This is a genomic window from Leptospira paudalimensis, assembly GCF_026151345.1.
Lineage (GTDB): Bacteria > Spirochaetota > Leptospiria > Leptospirales > Leptospiraceae > Leptospira_A > Leptospira_A paudalimensis.
The window spans coordinates 1,407,299-1,426,055 of the sequence record NZ_JAMQPR010000001.1 but is presented as its reverse complement, the minus strand read 5'-3'; the positions used below and the strand labels follow the sequence as shown (position 1 = coordinate 1,426,055).

Sequence of the window (18,757 nt, the reverse complement as noted above, 5' to 3'; positions counted from 1 at the left end):
TTCGCCTTACCCCAATCACAAGGAATCGATCCATTTGCCAAATCGTTCTTCCACTTGTTTGACTGTTTCTGGTAAGGGAGTGAGAACTTCTGGGATCCAAGGTTTCATTCGGCAATCAAATACGATGGGAACTTGGTAGGATATATGGTTACGAATGGTTTCTGTCCTCGCATAGACATCTGAGGCAGGTTCCATCCTTGTAAACATAGTCCAAATAAAATCAGAATCTGATTTCACAGCATCTTCCGAGTCGTCCACAAGAAATACATACGAAAACTTTCCTAAATCTTCAGAGAGTAGTGTTTCCGCCAAACGATCATTTGGTTTAAATTCCGAACCTTTGACAACAAGAACACCTGGTAAAAACACTTTTGGATTTTGGAAACGTTTGTCTTTAAAATTTCCATTAAATTCTTTAGGAAGATTTGTATTGATGATGGGTTTGTTTGGATCGGTAATTCCCATCCAAAGAAGTTTACTCCCTTTGTTCACTGTTCCACTCGTATAATCCAGTGTGTCTTGGCTGATATTACTAAAGATAAAAAAATCGGTCCTTGGATCACTTCGTTCTGTGATGACTCGGAATGTTTCTGAAAAGTTTTTAAGATTCACCTTCTCGTTTGTTACAAGTAAACATTTTGTGAGTGACAATTGCCCTTCTCCCAAAATACGAAGAGCTCCCATAAAGGCTTCTCGGAAATAACGTTCTTTGACAATGGCCGCAGCAAGAGAATGAACACCTGATTCCTCATAGGCCCAAACACCGAGAACTTGGGGCATCACAAGGGGAAACATTGGTGATAATAGGTCTTGTAAGAATTCAGCAATGTAATGGTCTTCCTGCGGAGGTCTTCCAACAACCGTTGCTGCCCAAATGGCATCTTTTCTATGCAGGATATGAGAGAGGTCTAAGTAAGGATAATCGTGTAACAACGAGTAGTATCCATAATGGTCTCCAAACGGACCTTCGGGTCTTCGTAGTTTCGGTGGGATGGATCCAATCAGCGCAAAATCGGCATCTGCCACTATGGGATAAGGTGAAACGGATTTATCTTTTTTCATGCGGAGTTTTTCTCCCATGAGAAAGGAAGCAAATACAAGTTCTGGAATTTCTTCTGGTAGTGGTGCGACTGCAGCAATGGTGAGCGCAGGAGGCCCACCGATGTACACATGTGCAGGAAGGGATTTGTTTTCCTTCTCAGCCTCGTAATAATGAAACCCACCTCCTCTGTGGATTTGGATGTGCATCCCAACCGTCTTTTCACCAAACAGTTGCACACGATACATCCCCAAATTACCATTCCCAGAACTGGGATGTTGGGTATAAACGAGTGGTAAGGTGACAAAGGGACCACCATCTTTTGGCCATGACACAAGTCCTGGAAGATCTTCCACGCTTGTGACACTGCCATCAAAAATGGGTGCTCGCCTGACTTGTTTTAAGCCCACCTGAAACGGCAAAAGGCCGAGGGAACGTTCCTTCCAAAGTTTGGAAAACCGCGGTGGAAAAATTTCTTTCGCAAGTTTGGCAAGTCTTGCGATCGTTTGTACGGGTTTTTCACCAAAGGCCAAATGGATTCGTTTTTCAGAACCATACAGATTGGTAGCCACAGGAAACTTGGTTCCCTTTACATTCGTAAAGAGCAAAGCAGGTCCCTTTTTCGCGACCACTCGCCTTTGGATTTCAGCCAATTCTAAATTAGGGTCAACCAACTCGGAAATGACCCGGAGCTCTCCCTCTTTTTGTAAAAGTTTTACAAAATCATTCGTAGATCGTAGTGATGCCATAAAAAGGAATAGACGGCTCCTTGTTTTCTTAGACGCTTAAGGGCATAAATTCTATGTCCCAAGAACCAAATACTTCACAACCTATCATTACCGATATCAAAAGAATCGCAGTTTGCGGTGGATCGCTAGGAAGAGAACGACGCTCCTATGTGCGTGGTCAGGTAGTCGACGTAGGGATTACCGATTTAATGAAGGCAGATGGCCTTTGGGACCTTGTGACAGGGTTATTTAAGGGGGATGAAACGAAAATCACTCCCTTTCTCGATTTTTCCCTCGCCCCAGTTCGCAAACCAGTTTTAAAATTAGAAGTCCATGATGCGACAGGCAAACTCATTTACACTTCTGGTAAAATCAAAGCAGATGAAGATGGTTTTTTTTCCTGTGAGATCCGAGACAAACTGCCTGTAGGATTCCATGATTTCCAAGTGATTTTAGAAGGTTTGGATAGCTTTCGACAGTATTCCAAGGACCTTGCCCATTTAAATGCTACCGAAAATTCCATTTTGGGAAGAACAACTATCGTTGGAAAAGGGAAACTGCGAATCATCGCAGAAGATTACCAAGGCATTGTTGTCACATCAGACATTGACCAAACATATCTTGCGACGGACATTCACTCTGGAAAAGGAAAATTCTCGGCATTATTCGAGACACCTAACCAAAAACAGGCGCTTCCTGGAATGCCCGAATTGTACAGAGAACTTAGAATGAACTTAGAGAATGCTCCTCTTGCCTTTATTTCCGCAAGCCCCCATTTTTTTCGAAGGACCATGCTTGCCACAATTGCAAAAGACAACATTCACATTGAATCTTTGCATTTAAAATATCTGGAAGGAACAATCAAAGGTGTATTTGATAAAGTCATTGATACAATCTTCAATCCCCTTGAATTTTTCCAAAATGGATTCAAACCAGCTTGGTCACGAACGAAAAAATTCCTGGGTGCTTCTTACCAAAGCCTATTCGACCAAATGTCCTATAAACTATCCATTCTTCTGTATGATCGAATTTATTTACCTACAAATTCTAAGGAGATCCTTCTCGGAGATAATACAGAATCTGATTATATGATCTTCACACTCTACCAATTGATTTGTATGGGAAAATTAAGTGGAGACGAATTAGAAGAATATTTATACCAATTGAATTTTTTAGGAAGAGATGCCATCACGAGAGACGCATCAAAAAAAATCAGATTGTATGCAGAAGAAATCCTTCGTATCCACGGCCCAAAAAACCCAGTAACTCTTACTCTCATCAATCGCACAAGTCATGGTCCAAGTGAGTTGGATATGATCCAAAAAGTGAAAGATGCCCTACCAAAAGGTATTTTCGAAACAGAATTTTCGAAGAGACCTCCCTTTTACGGAACAGAAGGTGCAATGGGAATGGCCATCCTTTTAGAAAATCATGGTTATTTAGATCCCAACCAAATTTTAACCATCATCGCTGGAATGATTGGAAAAGTTTTGGAAGGAAAACTTGTAGATGAAACCTTTATTCTAAAACAACTCGATGAATTAACACTTCCCAAAGAAGCCGAAGGAACAAGAGCCAAAATCAAAGAGAATTTAAAATCTGCGTTTTTAAACTAGTTCAAAAACGCAAAAAAAAAAGAACAAACTCATTGGTTCTGAAACCGACTGATGTAGTGATAAAAGAAAATTTGTCTATACTTTAGAAGCGAGTATCCATTGAGTAAGATCGGAATGATGAGTAATACCCAAAGGCTAATCTCTGCATAATTTGTAAAGGGAATGAAAGAAACGACTATCATCTGCTTTACAATCAAATAAGGCAAAAACGATAAAATCGAAAGTAAAATAGAAACTAATCTTTTTTCTTTATCATTCCCTATAATGTAGTAAAAACTATTTTTAGAAATGTCAAATCTAGGTTGGGTCCACTCGCGTATTTTTAAAAACGGTTTTTCGATCAATAGATAACTGAGAAGTGCAATCACAGCTGAAAGAACCAAACTAATGAATGATGCTTTCAATAAATGGTTCAATCCATTATAATCCCTACCCTTAGGATTTAAGATGGCCAACATAACAGCAGTATTGACCAACATGTGAACTAAATAAATTCCATAACTTAACTTGCCAATAAATACTAAAATTGGATTTGCCAAAAACCAAGCGATACCTGAAAAAAATCCACCCACTGCTCCGTATACAATGACAAACGCAAAAAAAGAATAAAAACTTATCCGAAAGACCGTGAAATATAACTTTGCATCTTCATAATGTAGGGTACAAACATAGCAAAAGATAAAAAAGAGAATCGAAAATACCAAATAAAAACTCAATTTAGAATTTGGTAATTGTTTTGATATTTTACCAGACCTCCAAAGCTCCATTAGTAAAATTCCATATACGAATGGCTCAAAATGAGTATGAATCGGATGGAAAAGAGTTTTGACATATCCATCAAATTCTAACATGGGAACATTTAGGTGATAATAATAACGAATGAGAATGGGAACATTCAGTAATACGATTAAAAAGACGAGCTTTTGAACTGTGTTTGATAAGATTTTAGTATAGAACAAAAATACAAATGGCATAGCCAAATAGAATTGTTCCTCCATTGATAACGACCATCCATGAACCATGATCCGCTTTGGAAAATAATTGGAGATGTATGCAAAATCAGTCCACCAATACGAAAGTTTTAATTTTAAATCGATTAAACTGTCTGAGATTCCATCAGAACCTGGCATCATTTGGCTTTTTTTCAATACTCCAGCCATGATTAAAATGGTAATTGAAAGAATCACATAAAATGCGGGGAAGATACGAAGAGATCGTTTCAAAACAAAGTTCTTCCAACTAACCCCAAAACTAGATCTTTCCAATTCACGAGAAAAGGATGTGGAAACCAAAAAGGCACTGATCACAAAAAACAAACTCATTAAAAATTCAACATTTTGCGCATTTGGTAGATACTGAGCAAACTGTATTGGAAAAAAATCGATAGAAAAAGCAAAACAATGGAATAAGATAACTAAGTAACAACTTAACGCACGGATTCCGTACAGTTCGTTAATTTCCTTGTTATTTTTCCTAAAAATTTCAATAAAATATTCTTTCATATTGTTAGTATCTGGGGAAACTTTGCCTTGGATTCAATAGAAATCAATCGATAAATACAATATTGATTCAACTTATAAATCGTATAAAAAGGCAAATAACACAAATGGTGATTCTCCCAAAAGCGAAACAATTACAATTAGGATTAAAATGGTTTTTGCTTTTCATTGTAGTTGTTGTGTCCATACAGTACACTTCTCCCCAAAACTCTTACTTCCAAGATAGCCATGATAAATTGATCCAAACATATTCTTTATATTTCAATCACTTTCAATCGGACCAATTGTATTACCCAGGTTACGAGTTTGATCCTAACTTAAACTATTTTCATTTAGTAGATAACTTATATATCAAATGCAAAGATAGAATTGTCAGTGCATTTCCGATACAATTTGCAGCAATGATGGCGCCAGTTTTGTACATTCTACCCTTATCGTATCTTGTATATAGTTCTCTATTTTTTCTTTTTTTAGGTTTTTGGATTCTCAGACGGTATTATAAATTTTCATTTCCCTTACTTTGGGTTGGTTACTTTGGAACATATTTGTGGCCATTGAGTTGGGAATATTCAGAGATGCCGGCAGTTTTTGCCTTCTCTTTACTTGGTCTCTTACCAATTCTTCGTAATCAAAAATCGATTTTCATACAAACTGTTGCAGGTTTGTCGCTCTCTTGGGTGATTATGGTTCGCCTAGATACCCTTCCATTTTTTTCCCTTTTATTCTTCTTTACTTTCCTCTTTTTATGGAAAGATCATTCCTTCCTATCGATTCTTTCAAAAATTGTTTCGCTTAAGGTATATTTGCTTGTTTGTTTATTAGGAATCATCCTACAATTTATATTGAATGAAATTTTATACGATCACTTCTTTGGGACTCGATTTTTAGCAAATTTATCTGGATTCCAAGTAAGTTTTACACAAAGACTCGAATGGTTTCAAAGTTTGAATTTTTATGCAGATAAAAAAGTTGGTTTTTTTGCTTACCTTCCATTGACTTTTCCATTGATTGTTTATTACGGAAAACAATTTAAGACAGTATCAAATTTAAAAAAATCACTCTTACTCTCTCTAACATTTACATTACTTGTAATACCTTTTATAGCACCTAACGATGGATTCAATAATTGGGGACCGAGATTTTATACCGTTTTAATTTTACCTTATTTATTATTACTAAAACCAATCTATATTAAAATTTTAAAATCCAAAAATTGGATACTTCGAATCACTCTCCTTCTACTCATCACCTATTCTGTTTTCTTAGGAATTCTTGGTGCAAAAATTCAAAAATCAAAAACAAGTTTAGTTAAAAATTTCCGTGTTATCACCAAGGAATTAAACCCTGATATCATCGTGTTTACTGATTATCTAAATTTATATTCCATCGGAAGTGACTATACAAAACATATTAGCTTAGTGTCTTATTCTACTGAAAAAAATGAGCAGTTGATCAAAATTTTATCTGAGAAAATGAGGGGTAAAAAAATTATTTTTGTGGATTGGCACCCACTCATTCTAACACAAGAAACAAGAAATGTAATGAATGCTGAAAAAGCAAAAGGAGGATATCCAATTTCTCACTGGGATTTGAATCGACTAGAGTCGAGTTTGAAAAAAAATACTTCAAATTTTCAAATCATTGATAAACAAGTGTACCGAATTTGGTCAGGAACTATCAAAGGAGCAAATTAAATGAATTTTCATTTGTCAAAAAAAGATAAAATCATCTTAGCTATTTTTTTTGTTTTTTTCCTTGGATTACAATCTTACCTTTCTGCAACGAATAGTTTTATTTCGGATTCCTTAGCAAAAGCATTCCAAATCAATAGCATCCAAAATGGAAACGAATCCACTACATACCCCGCAAGCTCCCTAGACCCAGATCAAAAATTACATCCAGTTACTTTTATCATCCAAAACCAACATAATCTGAAGTCAGTCTTTTCAGCGTCATTTGCATTTTTATATGCAAAACTTTTCTTCTTTCTAACTGTCAAGCAGATGATTTATATGAATGTACTATTTCTCCTGTTAAGTGTTCTTTGCTTAAAAGGATTCGGGAAAGTTGATATCAATATTTCAATTTTGGTTATTACAACTTCAGTAGTACTCTGCCAAGTCATTGATTTATCGGAAGTTCCATTCACCCTTTTCCTTGTCTGTTTTGTATATTCACTCTGGACAATGGCAATCGAAAATCAAAACACAAATTTACTGATAGTAAGTGTATGTTTTTCTGTTTTATTCAGTTTATTCCGATTGGAACTCTTAATTTTTTCCGGATTACTCTTTGTACTTTCTTCACTTCGATTAATTACACTTAAAAAAAGAAAAGAAATTGTATTCTTAACAATCGCCTTTCTCATCCCAGTATCATTTTTTTTTCTATGGAATGATACTGAATACGGTCATCCATTGGGAATTCGATACCTATTCAATTATACAGAAGAACATTACTTTGCAAAAAACAATCGACTATTAAATTTACAGAAGATTTTACTAACTGGTTTTTCCGACCAAGGATTCAAATTCGGTTTTTTTCTCATTTCTCCTTATTTTCTTTATCCGTTCTATCGTTTCAGAGATTCTTTGTATTCCATTAGAAATCAAAATCCTATCCATTACCACTTAACTCTATTTATACTGTATCCGATTCTTGTAGGATTAAGCGCACCAAATGATGGTATCACGATTTCAGCTAGATATGTATTATTTGCAGTTGTTCCGATGATTTTTATCATCTCTCATTTTTGGACCGAACTACAAAACGATAAAGTATTTAAAATACTCATCATCATTTCCATTTTAGTCAATTTGATCATACTCCGAATTTTGAAAGAAAGTTTCAAAATGATCAAAAAAACAAATCAAATCTATGAAAGTTTGAATGCAGATTTATGGATTTTTTATGATACGAATATTTCAAGTACAGCAGGCATCCATCTATTAAAACAACCAGCAATTTCTTTCAGAAATTTTACGAACGAAACAAAATTTAATTCGTTAGTTAGTTTAATACAATCTCAAAAATTGAAAAAAATATATGTATTTGATTTTTCAAAAAATGTTCCCAATGCATATATGAATGTCAAAAGGAAAATGGAGCTGAGTAGTGATGAATTTCAAAAACTACTTCAAACCAAAAAATATTCCTGCAAACAATATGCAGAATTAAAATTCATTGGTTATCGAGAATGCAATTATTCTCCATAATTTTTTTTACTTTTGAAAACGTTTGGAGTCTGGTATACCTTTTACAAATTCGACAACATAAAGAGGTCTGTTTTTAGATTCCTCAAAAATTCTAGCAATGTATTCTCCAAGGATTCCTATGGAAATTAAAATTGAACCACCGATTAAACATATCAAAGTGACGATTGTAGCCCAACCTGGGTTGTATACAATCGGCATCTCCAAAATGAAATGTTGGAATGCGCGAAAAAGTGCATAAGCGCCTACAAAAAATCCCACAAATGCAACGATGATTCCTAAAGCCAAACTAAATCGTAAAGGTAGAGGTGAAAATGAAACTGCTGCATTCATTGCTAACTTTAACATTTTTTGCAAAGGGTATTTTGTTTCCCCTGCAACTCTTGCATCACGTTTATAAAATACCGGAATTTGCGGAAATCCTATCCATGCATTCATACCACGCAAAAAACGATGGTTTTCTCTTAGTCCATTTAAAGCATCCAAACATCGGCGTGAAATCAATCTAAAATCACCTGAATCCAATGGTAAATCCTTGTGAACTAAAACTTTCATTAAACGATAAAATGCCCATGCAGTTATCTTTTTAAACCATGACTCACCCGTACGGGCAATTCGTTGTCCATAAACAACATCATATCCTTCTCGATACCGCTCCAACATTTCAAAAATTACTTCAGGAGGATCTTGCAAATCAGCATCCATGATGACAACTGCTTCCCCACTCGCATAATCCATGCCCGCTGTAACAGCAATTTGATGACCAAAATTTCTAGATAAACTTATGATTTTAACTCGTTTGTCTTCTTTTGACCAATTTACTAATTCAAAAATAGTGTTATCGATGCTTCCATCATTCACAAGTATCAACTCGATTTTTGTCGGCAACTTCACTAAAAAATTAGTTAATCTTTCTTTTAAATGCGGAAGCACTGATTCCTCGTTATAACATGGAATCACAATGGACAAAACTTTTGGGTTACTTCGTTTTTCTAAAAAATATTTCATAATTAATTATAGAGACTCTTCTTCTTACTGAATTTTAATCGGATGCACTAATTTTTCTTTTAATCTTAAAAACGGTAACTCAATGATTAAGTAAACGATCCATGAAGTCAAAAATGTAAAAAATATTACATAAATAAAAGCATATACAGCAGATAACATATTTTGATTCTTCAATAAAATTGGAGTCACTTTTGTAGCAACAATTGGAATCACTATAATATGCCATAGGTACGCAGTGTAACCCAATCGAGCAAAAGGCCTAAAAAAACTCCAACTAAAGAAACTGGTAATTGGCTTGATAAAGAAAGAAAAATACATAAGAATCCCAAATCCTATAGAAACAAGTGTTGGACGAAACACAATGGCAAATGCACTCGATGAATCAACTTGATGCATCCAAATCATTAGAAAAAAACTGAATCCTAATAGTAAGCCAGACCAAAATTGTTTATAACTTACACGCAATGTATTCCAAGGGAATAAGTGGTACATCTCATATACTAACATTCCAAATAAAATGGAATCAAATCTACAATAGAGCTGATAAACAGCATCTAAATTGGCGATGGGATAGGAGATGGAATATCGATTGAACAAAGCAATGGAAAAACCTAGAATATAAATTGAAAGACGAGAAATCAAATTGATTCGAAAGAAGAATAATACACAGAAAAAGGGTAATACCAAATAAAAATGTTCTTCGATAGATAACGACCATCCACCATCATAAACTACAGGAACTCTCAATATGTCTGTTAAATACAATGCATCAACCCAAACATTGGACAAACCAACTCGGATACTCTCAAACATTGCGATTGCTGCTGGGTCCTTGATCGAGTGAATATCAAACTTTGATAACTGAAATCTCTTGAAGGAATATAATACAAATAAAGCAAAGTAATACGCAGGAAATATCCGCAAACTCCTTTTTACAAAAAAGTCTTTTATATTAATTTTGCCATTCTTATCAAATTCCCTTCGTAACCCCCCATAGATCAAAAAACCGCTTAACAGAAAAAAGAAATCAACTCCAGAAGAGAGAGCACCTAAAAATAAATTAACAAATTCATACTCACTGTGAACAATCTGCTTCACTGTAACCCAAACATGATAAATTACGACAGAAAGAATTGAAATAGCTCTGATTCCATTTAAATTTTCATGTTCAAAAGACTTTTTTTCGAATACTGAAGTAATGTATCGAAATTTCTGTTTATTCACTTCTCAGATACTCCTTAACTACCATTCCATAAAAAGTATTTTCTTTTACAAACTTCCAGCCATTCTCTTCTTGAAAACTTTTCCCATTTCCGTCTAAAAAACGATACACAACACAAAGTTTTTTTTGTTCTATCGTTGTCTCCTCTCCCAATAACTTAGGTTCAAATTTTTGGTCAGAATTCCAATTTAGATAGAGTTTGATGTATTCAGGCGTTGCGTTTGAAAATACATACTTACCCTCACATTGTCTTGAAATGAATTGAGTTGTTGAACGCCAATCTTCTTTAAACACAATATAAAAATTCTTCTTAAAATCAATAAAAGAGAAAATTGTTAATAGAATCAAAGAAACAATAAGAATATTACTTCTTTTATTTTCAGAAAGTTTTTCGGAAACAAACATATACACAAGCGGTAAAGTTACGATCCAATTTCGATTCGTGACTATCGGTTTATAAAATGAAAAGAAACTTGTAACAATAATTATGAAAAATGATACCAACAAGTATAACTCTGATAAACGAAGCGAGTAAAAGCCACCCTTCCCCAATATTTTTTTTGCCAATCGATATATGAGAATTAAAAATAGGAGAACAGGGACAATAACAGTTAAAAATAGAAACTTTTTCGAAGTATAAAAAAATAAAGAATAGTAACTCAAATATAAAACCAAATTAGGCGGGTCTATCCAACCTGCAGTTGCGATTTTATCCCCACTAAGTAATTGGAAAATAAACGGCAAATACGCTACAAAAGTCACAAGTCCTAATAAAAAAATCCAATAACTTCGATTATCTTTTAGAATATAAAAATAAATCCAAAATAGAAAGTAAAGTGAACCTACAAAAATAAATCCAAATAAATGAACATAGGAAATACAAATCGATAAAATTGCTAATAAAACATAGCGTTTCTTATTTTGAAGGTTAGATAAAAATGAATCAAAAAGAACAATAATGGAAGAAGATAAACACAAAAGGAGTGAATAAGATCGTACTTCCTGCGCATAGTATATGGCACCTGGAGAAAATGAGAATAAAAATAGAAAGAGAAATCTTCTTTTTTTCTCCCAACCCCTTGTTAAAAATAATAACAATAATAAGTTTAGTATAGAAATGATGACAGGGAAAAATTTGATATAAATCTCATTCCCAGTTGGATTGATGTGAATCCAAATGGATAATAAAATTTGAAACAATGGAGGATGAGGGTCACTAGCTAAGTAATCCCAGAATAGATGCCAATTTTCAAGAGAGGAAGCGTAGACAGAATAAAGTTCGTCAGTCCATAAACTCTGTCTATCCAACTTATAGAATCTAAAAAAAATTCCGATTGCCAGAGAAATAAAAATACCAATCTCAAATTTGAATTTTTTGATTCCTTCCCTATTGATCTTCATTTCATTTTCCATAACATCAATCTAAAACCCGCAATCTTTTCATCTCTTTGTTTTTCATAATACTTGGATTTGATTTCAAACTTAGTATTAATCCATTCTTTATAAAAATCCTCAGTTACATTATCATCTTTAGGAGGTACAAAATCATAAACAAAAACTTGGAATTGGGAAACTTTTTGTTCTTTCAGTTTCTCTTCCATCATCTCAAATTTCATTTGATGATTCACAATCCAATGCGGTTTTTTCAAAAAGGAATCAGAAATTAAAAGTAGATCAAATGTACTCAAATGTAAAACGGGTGCTTCTGGAAATTCTTCTAGTTTTGATTGGTAAATATCATGGTATTTTTTTATATAATCCAAATTCCTGATATTTTTCCTTACATGGTAAATACCTAGAAAAATCTGAAGTAATACTAAAAAAACTAAAATTCGTCTCTTTGATACTTCCTTTTCTGATTCGATCGTTATACAAACGAATATCGTGATTAAAAGATAGGTAAATTCAGTAAAACGCATTCCTGCATAAAGCCCTCCAGAAGAGTAAGGACTCAGTAATACTATACAAACGAAGGATAAAACAGTTATGGTATAAACTTTCTTTTGAATCATCGATAAATTTATTTTGAAAGCCGAATAGAGGAAAAAAAGAATACTAGGAAAACAATAAAATAGAAATCCAACCCGGTTTTCATTTCCTACAAAAAATTCTTTTACTAAATGGAATCGTTCCGTAAAATTTAGTCTTGTAAAATCAATTAAACTAACTTTACTTCTGACTCCAAATATCTCACCAAACTGTGTTTCATTATAATATGCAAGAAGGCAAATTGAAGAAAACAACCCGAGAAATAAAAAGAAATATTTCCTAACAAAAACTAAAAAATTAGTTCTATTAAAATAAAGAAAAACGAGTCCTGTTATCCCAATATAGATGATCGATTCCGACCTCAAAAATATTGAAATACCACCGATAAAACCGAATATAACCATTAGGTAATTCGGTAGGCTTTTATTGAAATCAATGGCAAGTATTGTAAAAAACCAAATACTTAAAAAAAGGTGAGCAGGAACACTTTCAGAAAATTCGAATGCACTTGTGATTCCATAACCTACTAGAAAAAAAACGCCACAGAATAGAGCGTATTCTAATGTTTTTAAATTAAGAATAAATCTTAATGAAAAAATTAAAATAAAACAAACTACCAAATACAATAAGAGTATTAGCAAATTGAAAAATTGATATTTGATAGGGAGAAGCGAAAAAAATTGAGAGAAAAAACTTGGATATTGAAATACACAAGTTCTATTCCCTGCTTCGTTTGTTGAATAAAATGCCCAAGGATACCTAAAAGGATAAAATTCAAATTGTGTATCAAAAGAATTATCCAATACAAAACAGGAGTGCGAATTTATACCATGATTTTTATATTCAATTGTTTGATAAAGTTTGATTTGAGAATCTGATTGAATGAGAGGACTTACACCCTTATCCCAACTAATTCTTTTATAAATCAATATTCCGGAAAAACAAATTAATAAGAATACAAGAACTTCCTTCCTCAAAAAGAAATTCTCAATTGTATCGATGAATGTGTAAAAAACTTTCAATGTTTTTTCTCCAATAGAAATCCTTGGAAATGGGCAATCTTGTATTCAGATTGAATCGAATATTCTTTTGGTTTTAATTGAAAGTTAATATCGAACTTTTCCTGCCATATATTCTTTGGAAATTCATCTTTCACCAATCGATTACCTTCCCACTGTAAATACAAAATCTTCAAAGGTCTATTTTTTAAAGTTTCTTCTACTCTCAACCAATCTTCATTTGAGAAAATGGCTATTTGAGGATATGTAACGTAACTTTCACCCATGAGATAAGATAATGATAATCCTCGATGTACAATCAAATCAGGATGTATATTTTGGATTTCGGACATTATTTCCTTGTATACTTTGGATGATGATGTCCATTGTTTGATCGCTCTCGTATCCGATTTATAGGAAAAATACAAACAAGGAAGAAGGATTAAAATTAGTAGAAATTTTGGTTTTAATTTCCAGATAAAAGGGAAAGTAGCAATAAGTAACAAATAGATTCCACTTTCATAATACCTCATTCCAAATATATCAACTCCTGCCCGATATGGCGAAAGAATTGGTAAAATCAAAATAAAAACTAAACCTGATATTAGAAAAGGACTCAGTTCGTTTCGTTTCCTTTGCCAAATGAGAATAGATGAAAGAAAAAGAATTGGATAACCTTTGAAAATTCCAATTTTAAAATCATTCCCCCAAAGATCTGCAATCCATTCACCTAAATAATTACGTTGTAATTCATTTGAACCCAAATCATTTACCGTGTTTAACCCTCTCATCCCAAGAATATGTCCATATACATGATTGTTATATGTAAAATAGAATGATTGAAGAAGAAATGCTAACAGGATGTAAGGAATTAATCGTTTTAATAATAGAATCTTTGATTCAGAAAGTAAAAATGCCGTAGCTAAAAATAAAACCAATGCTATGGAAGATTCAGGTCTTAATTGAAAATTTAATACAATGCTTAATGATAATAATAATCCCAAATAATACTTAGGTGTACGTGCAAAACTTACATATGAATAGATCGCTAATAATAAGAAAAAATTTGTTAGTGTTAATTCAGAATAGTCCAACGAAGATAAAAAAACAGGAGAAAAAACCTGAATGAATATTGTTGTGATTAAAATATAAGTTGGCCTATTTTCAAATAATTGTAATATTCTATCCAAGATTAAAAAATTTAACAAAAATATTAAAATCGGAAAATAAGTAATAAATTTTTGATCAAATACAATTAGGAAAATTTTTTGAACCCAAACAAATAAGGATGGATATTGGAAGACACAATCACCGTTTTTTAGGAAAAAAGCCCAAGGATACCCAATCGGTATCTGCTCTTTCTTAAAACCGATTTCGCTGGCTGGGAAAAAACATGCTTCTACAGAACCACCTTGAATGGCATGAACCACTTGGTAATATTTTATCTGTGGATCACTCGAAATAAAAATATGACCTTCATTCCACTTCCAACGATAAAAAATTGGAACTAGAAGAATGAGAAAGTATATGAATCCACGGTAATAAAAATTCACTGTTACTCTCTCTTTATGATATGAGCTGTGACAGCTTGTAATCCGAAAATTAAGAGTGTAAGACTTAAGTTTGTTGTAACGATAAATTCGCGTTCAAAATGGATAAATGCGTAATCAGATTTCTGCCATTGCAAAAAAAGCCAAACAAGTGTAATACTGATTACACCCAAACCTGAGATCAGAACAAAAAACAATCTATCTTCTTCTAAGTTTAAAATTAATTGGTATATCTTGCTGATTCTTGGTTGTTTCGTAGCAATGAGAAGACCTGTCCCCCATAAACTCAATCCTAAAATTGTTAAAAACGAAAAGAAAACCATTGAATGTATTCCGTACAAATTCATTCCAACAATTCTCACAACTTTCCCAACAAAAAAGCCAATCAGAAGTTGGATCCAAAAAAATAGGAAAAAGGTAAGACCTATTCTTTCAAATAGATGAGGCCCATAAAACAATATTCTAAGCAAATGACGCATTCCATCTCGCCAAGTTTTCAAATGAGGAATGCGACCTTCCTTATCGGGATAAAGAGAAACTGGAACATGTTCCATCTTTGCATCATGAATTAATGCTTTTATCAATAATTCGGAAGCAAATTCCATACCTTTACTTTTTATGTCCCAAGTTAAATATTTATCTTTTTTAAAACATCGAAATCCCGAATTACTATCTCGGATTTTATTCTTCTTAGCGTATAGAAGATTGATAATCCAATTAATGACAGGTGTACCTAAATAACGATGCAAAAATGGCATTGCTCCCTTATGGATGGTACCATCCAATCTAGAACCAATCACCATGTCAAAATCACCACTCACTAATTTCGATACGAGTTTCGGCGCTTCTAAAAAATCATATGTGTCATCTGCGTCTGCAAAAACAATAATGTCACCTTTTGCATTTCTAATGCCTGAATCCAAAGCAGATCCATAACCTCTGTCCTTTGCAGGTGCCACTCGAGCACCAAAATCTTTAGCAATTTTAATTGAACGATCAGTACTCCCATTATCAGAAACTAAAATTTCAATTTCATATAGTTTCGAATAATCTTTCTTAACTCTGATTAGTTTTTCTAATACATAAGGTAGAGTTTTTTCTTCATTTAGACATGGGATGACAAAACTTACTTTTGGCTTATTCATAATTGCTCTCGTTGGTAAATCCCAAAAGGATCATAAAGATTTAAAAAATACTGGAATAATGGATTGAGTTCCGGAAAATATTTTTGCCTAGACTGAAACTGAATTAACTTAGAGTAACAAATTGCAGGATAATTGTGTAACTCAAAACAGTAATTTAGGTGTTTTAAATTTGATTCTAAATCATCCTTGGCAGCCAAATTGTAAAAGAAGAATTTGTTACCCAAGAAAAAATAATCAGAAAGGGAAAATTCTGGCATAGACTGATTGAATTTTGAAACACTATCTTTTCTTGTTAAATAAAATTCAAAATTATGCGGAATCACTTTTCTTGCAAATTTTAAAGTAAAATGATCTACATATGAAAACCGGAAGGAAACAATCATCAAAAAAATCGCTATAATAATATATGAAAATTGTTTTGCTGATATATCACTCTGTTTTTCAATCAAACCTTCTTGATTTTTCAGAACTAATATTGCTGAAATTCCAACTAACACAAATAAATTGGAAATTTCCAAACTATTAAAATCATACAATTCGTGAAGCATCCAAACAAATAACACCAGTGAAACCAATTGATTTTTCTTAACTACACTGGCCAAATTGATTCGCTTTTGGTTTAAACAGTAAGACAAAATACTAAACAAAAAAACCAAACCTAGAATTCCGAAGGAACCAAAAAATTGAACATATAAATTGTGAGCAAGAGGGAAACTATCAAAATTAACAATATAATCTTTGATATAGTGTAATGACTCATTTTTTATATTAAAAGCAGAATCAAATGGAATTTTATTCTCTGGGTATAATCCAAATCCGAAAATCGGATTTTCTTGCAATGTATTAATGATGTAAAAACCCCAAATTGATAACCTAACTGCAGTTGATCCTAAATTAAAAATTGACTTTTCAGTAAAAAACAAAAAGGCAAAACCAACTGCTGCAATTAATGTAATAAATCCATAAAGAAGGTTTTTCTTCTTTGTTTGATCTTGTCGTATATATAAAACAAAAAACAAAAAAATCAAAAGTGAACCAATGGAATTCCTTGAAACAGTAATTCCAAACCAGATAACAGAAACCAAAAATGCTATGATCAGAAATATTTTCTCAAATTTATCTTTGGTTGGCTCAAACCAAAATAAAACTGACATCATAATCATCAGAAGTGAATTCGACGCAAGTAAGCTAACTGGAATTAAGTAAACATTCTCGCGATAGGAAGTAATCTGAAACTTTGGATCCAGATAAAGAGCAAAATAAATAAAGATAGAATTAATAATATAAAAGAAAATGCAAGATTTCAAAAATAAAATCAAATCATTCTTTTCCCAATTTTGGATGATCTGAAAGAACAAAAATGCTTCTAAAATTAACACTCCGCGTTGCAAAGCAAAATCATCCCACCAATCTCTACCAATGATAAGAAATAAAATGATTAACGATAATAAATAAAAGGGTTTAATTTTCTTTGCAGGTAAGTTAGAATTTCTTAAAGTTAAAATGAGAGCAATGGCAATCGGAACAGAAGGATATGCCATAAAATCAATGAAAGACAATACGGGAACCATTGCAAGGAATGGACCTAAATTTTGAAATTGTTTCACTGACAATTTGTGAAATGAGATCAGTATAAAAAGTAACCAAATTAAAGTTACTAATTTAATTCCTAGTTTTTGAGGGAAAATTTGAATTGGATCGTATTCTGCGATTTTCAGAAAAACAAAACAAGTAAGCAAAATCACATGAAGGAGATTCCAAAAATGTAACGGATCCTTAATGAAAACACGCCAACGGTAAATAGAATAAGCAAGAAAAGAAAAGATACCAAGTCCAATGATATCTAATTTAAAGTTCTTTTGATTTGTATATGTTTGAAATAAAAGCGAAATTCCAATCAATATTACAAAATCAATTACAAAAGGATAAAACCTTTTCATTGGTTTATAACCAGTTGGCTGTTTTCGGAATGTACTTTTCAGGGAGAGTTTTTTTGAAAAAATCTCTTTTGTTTTTAATCAGATTGAAATAAACAATGTGACGTATCGCAGCAATTCCATCCTTCCAAGTAATTTTTTTACCTTCTAAATAGTTTCTAGGATAGTAAGATATTGGGAATTCTTGCACTCGGATTTTTAATCTTGCTACTTTGGCAGTGACTTCTGGCTCAAATCCAAATCGTTGAGATTCAAGATAAATATTCTTGATGATATCCGAACGAAATACTTTATAACAAGTTTCCATATCGGTAAGATAGAGTCCACTCAGGAAATTTGAAAGGATCGTCAGGATTCGATTGATCAAATAATGGAAAGTTCGATGTACTTGCCTGCCATCTTTCTTAAAACGAGATCCAAAAACTACATCCGCTTTTCCATTGATGATTGGTTGGATTAACATTTGAATTTCATCCATGTCATATTCAAAGTCTGCATCCTGGATGATGATTATATTCCCAGTTGCTTCATCAATCCCTCTGTGAAGAGCAGCACCTTTCCCCTGGTTTTTTTCCTGGGCCAATATCTTATGCTCAGAACGAAATTTAAAGTTTTGTAAGATGGATAACGAATTGTCCCGAGATGCATCGTCTATGAAAACTAATTCTTTATTTGTGTTTAAAGGCAAAGCATCAATCTTCTGTAAGAACTCTTCCAAATGGGAAGATTCATTGTAAATTGGGATGATAAGTGATGTTTTGAACGTATTTTCAGAACGTCCGAGGTTACGTCTAGCGACCATAGTTTATATCTA

The 18,757-nt window shown here is 32.9% G+C and carries 13 protein-coding genes; 3 read left to right on the top strand and 10 right to left on the bottom strand.

Annotated features, from left to right (window positions below; genetic code table 11):
• Positions 1–15 precede the first annotated feature (15 nt).
• Positions 16–1,788, bottom strand: coding sequence for a UbiD family decarboxylase (locus tag ND855_RS06565; protein ID WP_265357706.1), 1,773 nt, complete (start codon positions 1,786–1,788; stop codon positions 16–18).
• 53 nt (positions 1,789–1,841) lie between these two features.
• Between ND855_RS06565 and ND855_RS06560 the strand changes: the two genes are divergently transcribed.
• Positions 1,842–3,383, top strand: a complete 1,542-nt coding sequence (locus ND855_RS06560) for a phosphatase domain-containing protein (RefSeq protein ID WP_265357705.1) — start codon at positions 1,842–1,844, stop codon at positions 3,381–3,383.
• Between the two features lie 29 nt (positions 3,384–3,412).
• Here ND855_RS06560 and ND855_RS06555 read toward each other — a convergent pair whose 3' ends face one another.
• Positions 3,413–4,885, bottom strand: a complete 1,473-nt coding sequence (locus ND855_RS06555) for an acyltransferase family protein (protein WP_265357704.1) — start codon at positions 4,883–4,885, stop codon at positions 3,413–3,415.
• 104 nt (positions 4,886–4,989) lie between these two features.
• On the opposite strand from ND855_RS06555, the gene ND855_RS06550 reads away from it, so the two are divergent.
• A complete protein-coding gene (locus tag ND855_RS06550) occupies positions 4,990–6,576 on the top strand; it encodes an LA_3751/LA_3752 family putative glycosyltransferase (protein WP_135663119.1) in 1,587 nt (528 codons plus the stop codon).
• Positions 6,577–8,097 carry an LA_3751/LA_3752 family putative glycosyltransferase gene (locus ND855_RS06545; RefSeq protein WP_135663121.1) on the top strand — a complete coding sequence of 507 codons (1,521 nt, stop codon included), beginning with the start codon at positions 6,577–6,579 and terminating at the stop codon, positions 8,095–8,097.
• A 6-nt stretch (positions 8,098–8,103) separates the two neighbouring features.
• On the opposite strand, the gene ND855_RS06540 is transcribed toward ND855_RS06545, so the two are convergent.
• The 8 genes from ND855_RS06540 to ND855_RS06505 are packed head-to-tail and all read right to left on the bottom strand — an operon-like array spanning position 8,104 to position 18,745.
• The gene (locus ND855_RS06540) at positions 8,104–9,102 is read right to left on the bottom strand and encodes a glycosyltransferase family 2 protein (protein WP_265357703.1); all 999 of its coding nucleotides are present in this window, start codon (positions 9,100–9,102) and stop codon (positions 8,104–8,106) included.
• Between the two features lie 24 nt (positions 9,103–9,126).
• Positions 9,127–10,326 (bottom strand): acyltransferase family protein, encoded by a 1,200-nt coding sequence (locus ND855_RS06535; RefSeq protein WP_265357702.1) that lies wholly within the window; start codon positions 10,324–10,326, stop codon positions 9,127–9,129.
• Positions 10,319–11,725, bottom strand: a complete 1,407-nt coding sequence (locus ND855_RS06530; RefSeq protein WP_265357701.1) for a dolichyl-phosphate-mannose--protein mannosyltransferase — start codon at positions 11,723–11,725, stop codon at positions 10,319–10,321. The genes ND855_RS06535 and ND855_RS06530 overlap by 8 nt, the downstream gene beginning before the upstream one ends.
• Positions 11,722–13,290, bottom strand: a complete 1,569-nt coding sequence (locus ND855_RS18830) for an LA_3751/LA_3752 family putative glycosyltransferase (protein ID WP_407658739.1) — start codon at positions 13,288–13,290, stop codon at positions 11,722–11,724. The genes ND855_RS06530 and ND855_RS18830 overlap by 4 nt, the downstream gene beginning before the upstream one ends.
• A 41-nt stretch (positions 13,291–13,331) precedes the next feature.
• Entirely contained in the window at positions 13,332–14,864 is a 1,533-nt protein-coding gene (locus tag ND855_RS06520) for an LA_3751/LA_3752 family putative glycosyltransferase (RefSeq protein WP_265357699.1), read from the bottom strand.
• Between the two features lie 2 nt (positions 14,865–14,866).
• Positions 14,867–16,006 (bottom strand): glycosyltransferase family 2 protein, encoded by a 1,140-nt coding sequence (locus tag ND855_RS06515; protein ID WP_265357698.1) that lies wholly within the window; start codon positions 16,004–16,006, stop codon positions 14,867–14,869.
• Positions 16,003–17,946, bottom strand: a complete 1,944-nt coding sequence (locus tag ND855_RS06510; RefSeq protein ID WP_265357697.1) for an O-antigen ligase family protein — start codon at positions 17,944–17,946, stop codon at positions 16,003–16,005. Before ND855_RS06510 ends, ND855_RS06515 begins: the two co-directional genes overlap by 4 nt.
• A gap of 4 nt (positions 17,947–17,950) precedes the next feature.
• The gene (locus tag ND855_RS06505; RefSeq protein ID WP_265357696.1) at positions 17,951–18,745 is read right to left on the bottom strand and encodes a glycosyltransferase family 2 protein; all 795 of its coding nucleotides are present in this window, start codon (positions 18,743–18,745) and stop codon (positions 17,951–17,953) included.
• Positions 18,746–18,757 lie beyond the last annotated feature (12 nt).

Coding starts and splice junctions, on each gene's coding strand:
- ND855_RS06565 (WP_265357706.1), bottom strand. CDS start 1,788: ATGGCATCACTACGATCTACGAATGATTTTGTAAAACTTTTACAAAAA.
- ND855_RS06560 (WP_265357705.1), top strand. CDS start 1,842: ATGTCCCAAGAACCAAATACTTCACAACCTATCATTACCGATATCAAA.
- ND855_RS06555 (WP_265357704.1), bottom strand. CDS start 4,885: ATGAAAGAATATTTTATTGAAATTTTTAGGAAAAATAACAAGGAAATT.
- ND855_RS06550 (WP_135663119.1), top strand. CDS start 4,990: ATGGTGATTCTCCCAAAAGCGAAACAATTACAATTAGGATTAAAATGG.
- ND855_RS06545 (WP_135663121.1), top strand. CDS start 6,577: ATGAATTTTCATTTGTCAAAAAAAGATAAAATCATCTTAGCTATTTTT.
- ND855_RS06540 (WP_265357703.1), bottom strand. CDS start 9,102: ATGAAATATTTTTTAGAAAAACGAAGTAACCCAAAAGTTTTGTCCATT.
- ND855_RS06530 (WP_265357701.1), bottom strand. CDS start 11,725: ATGAAGATCAATAGGGAAGGAATCAAAAAATTCAAATTTGAGATTGGT.
- ND855_RS06515 (WP_265357698.1), bottom strand. CDS start 16,006: ATGAATAAGCCAAAAGTAAGTTTTGTCATCCCATGTCTAAATGAAGAA.
- ND855_RS06510 (WP_265357697.1), bottom strand. CDS start 17,946: ATGAAAAGGTTTTATCCTTTTGTAATTGATTTTGTAATATTGATTGGA.
- ND855_RS06505 (WP_265357696.1), bottom strand. CDS start 18,745: ATGGTCGCTAGACGTAACCTCGGACGTTCTGAAAATACGTTCAAAACA.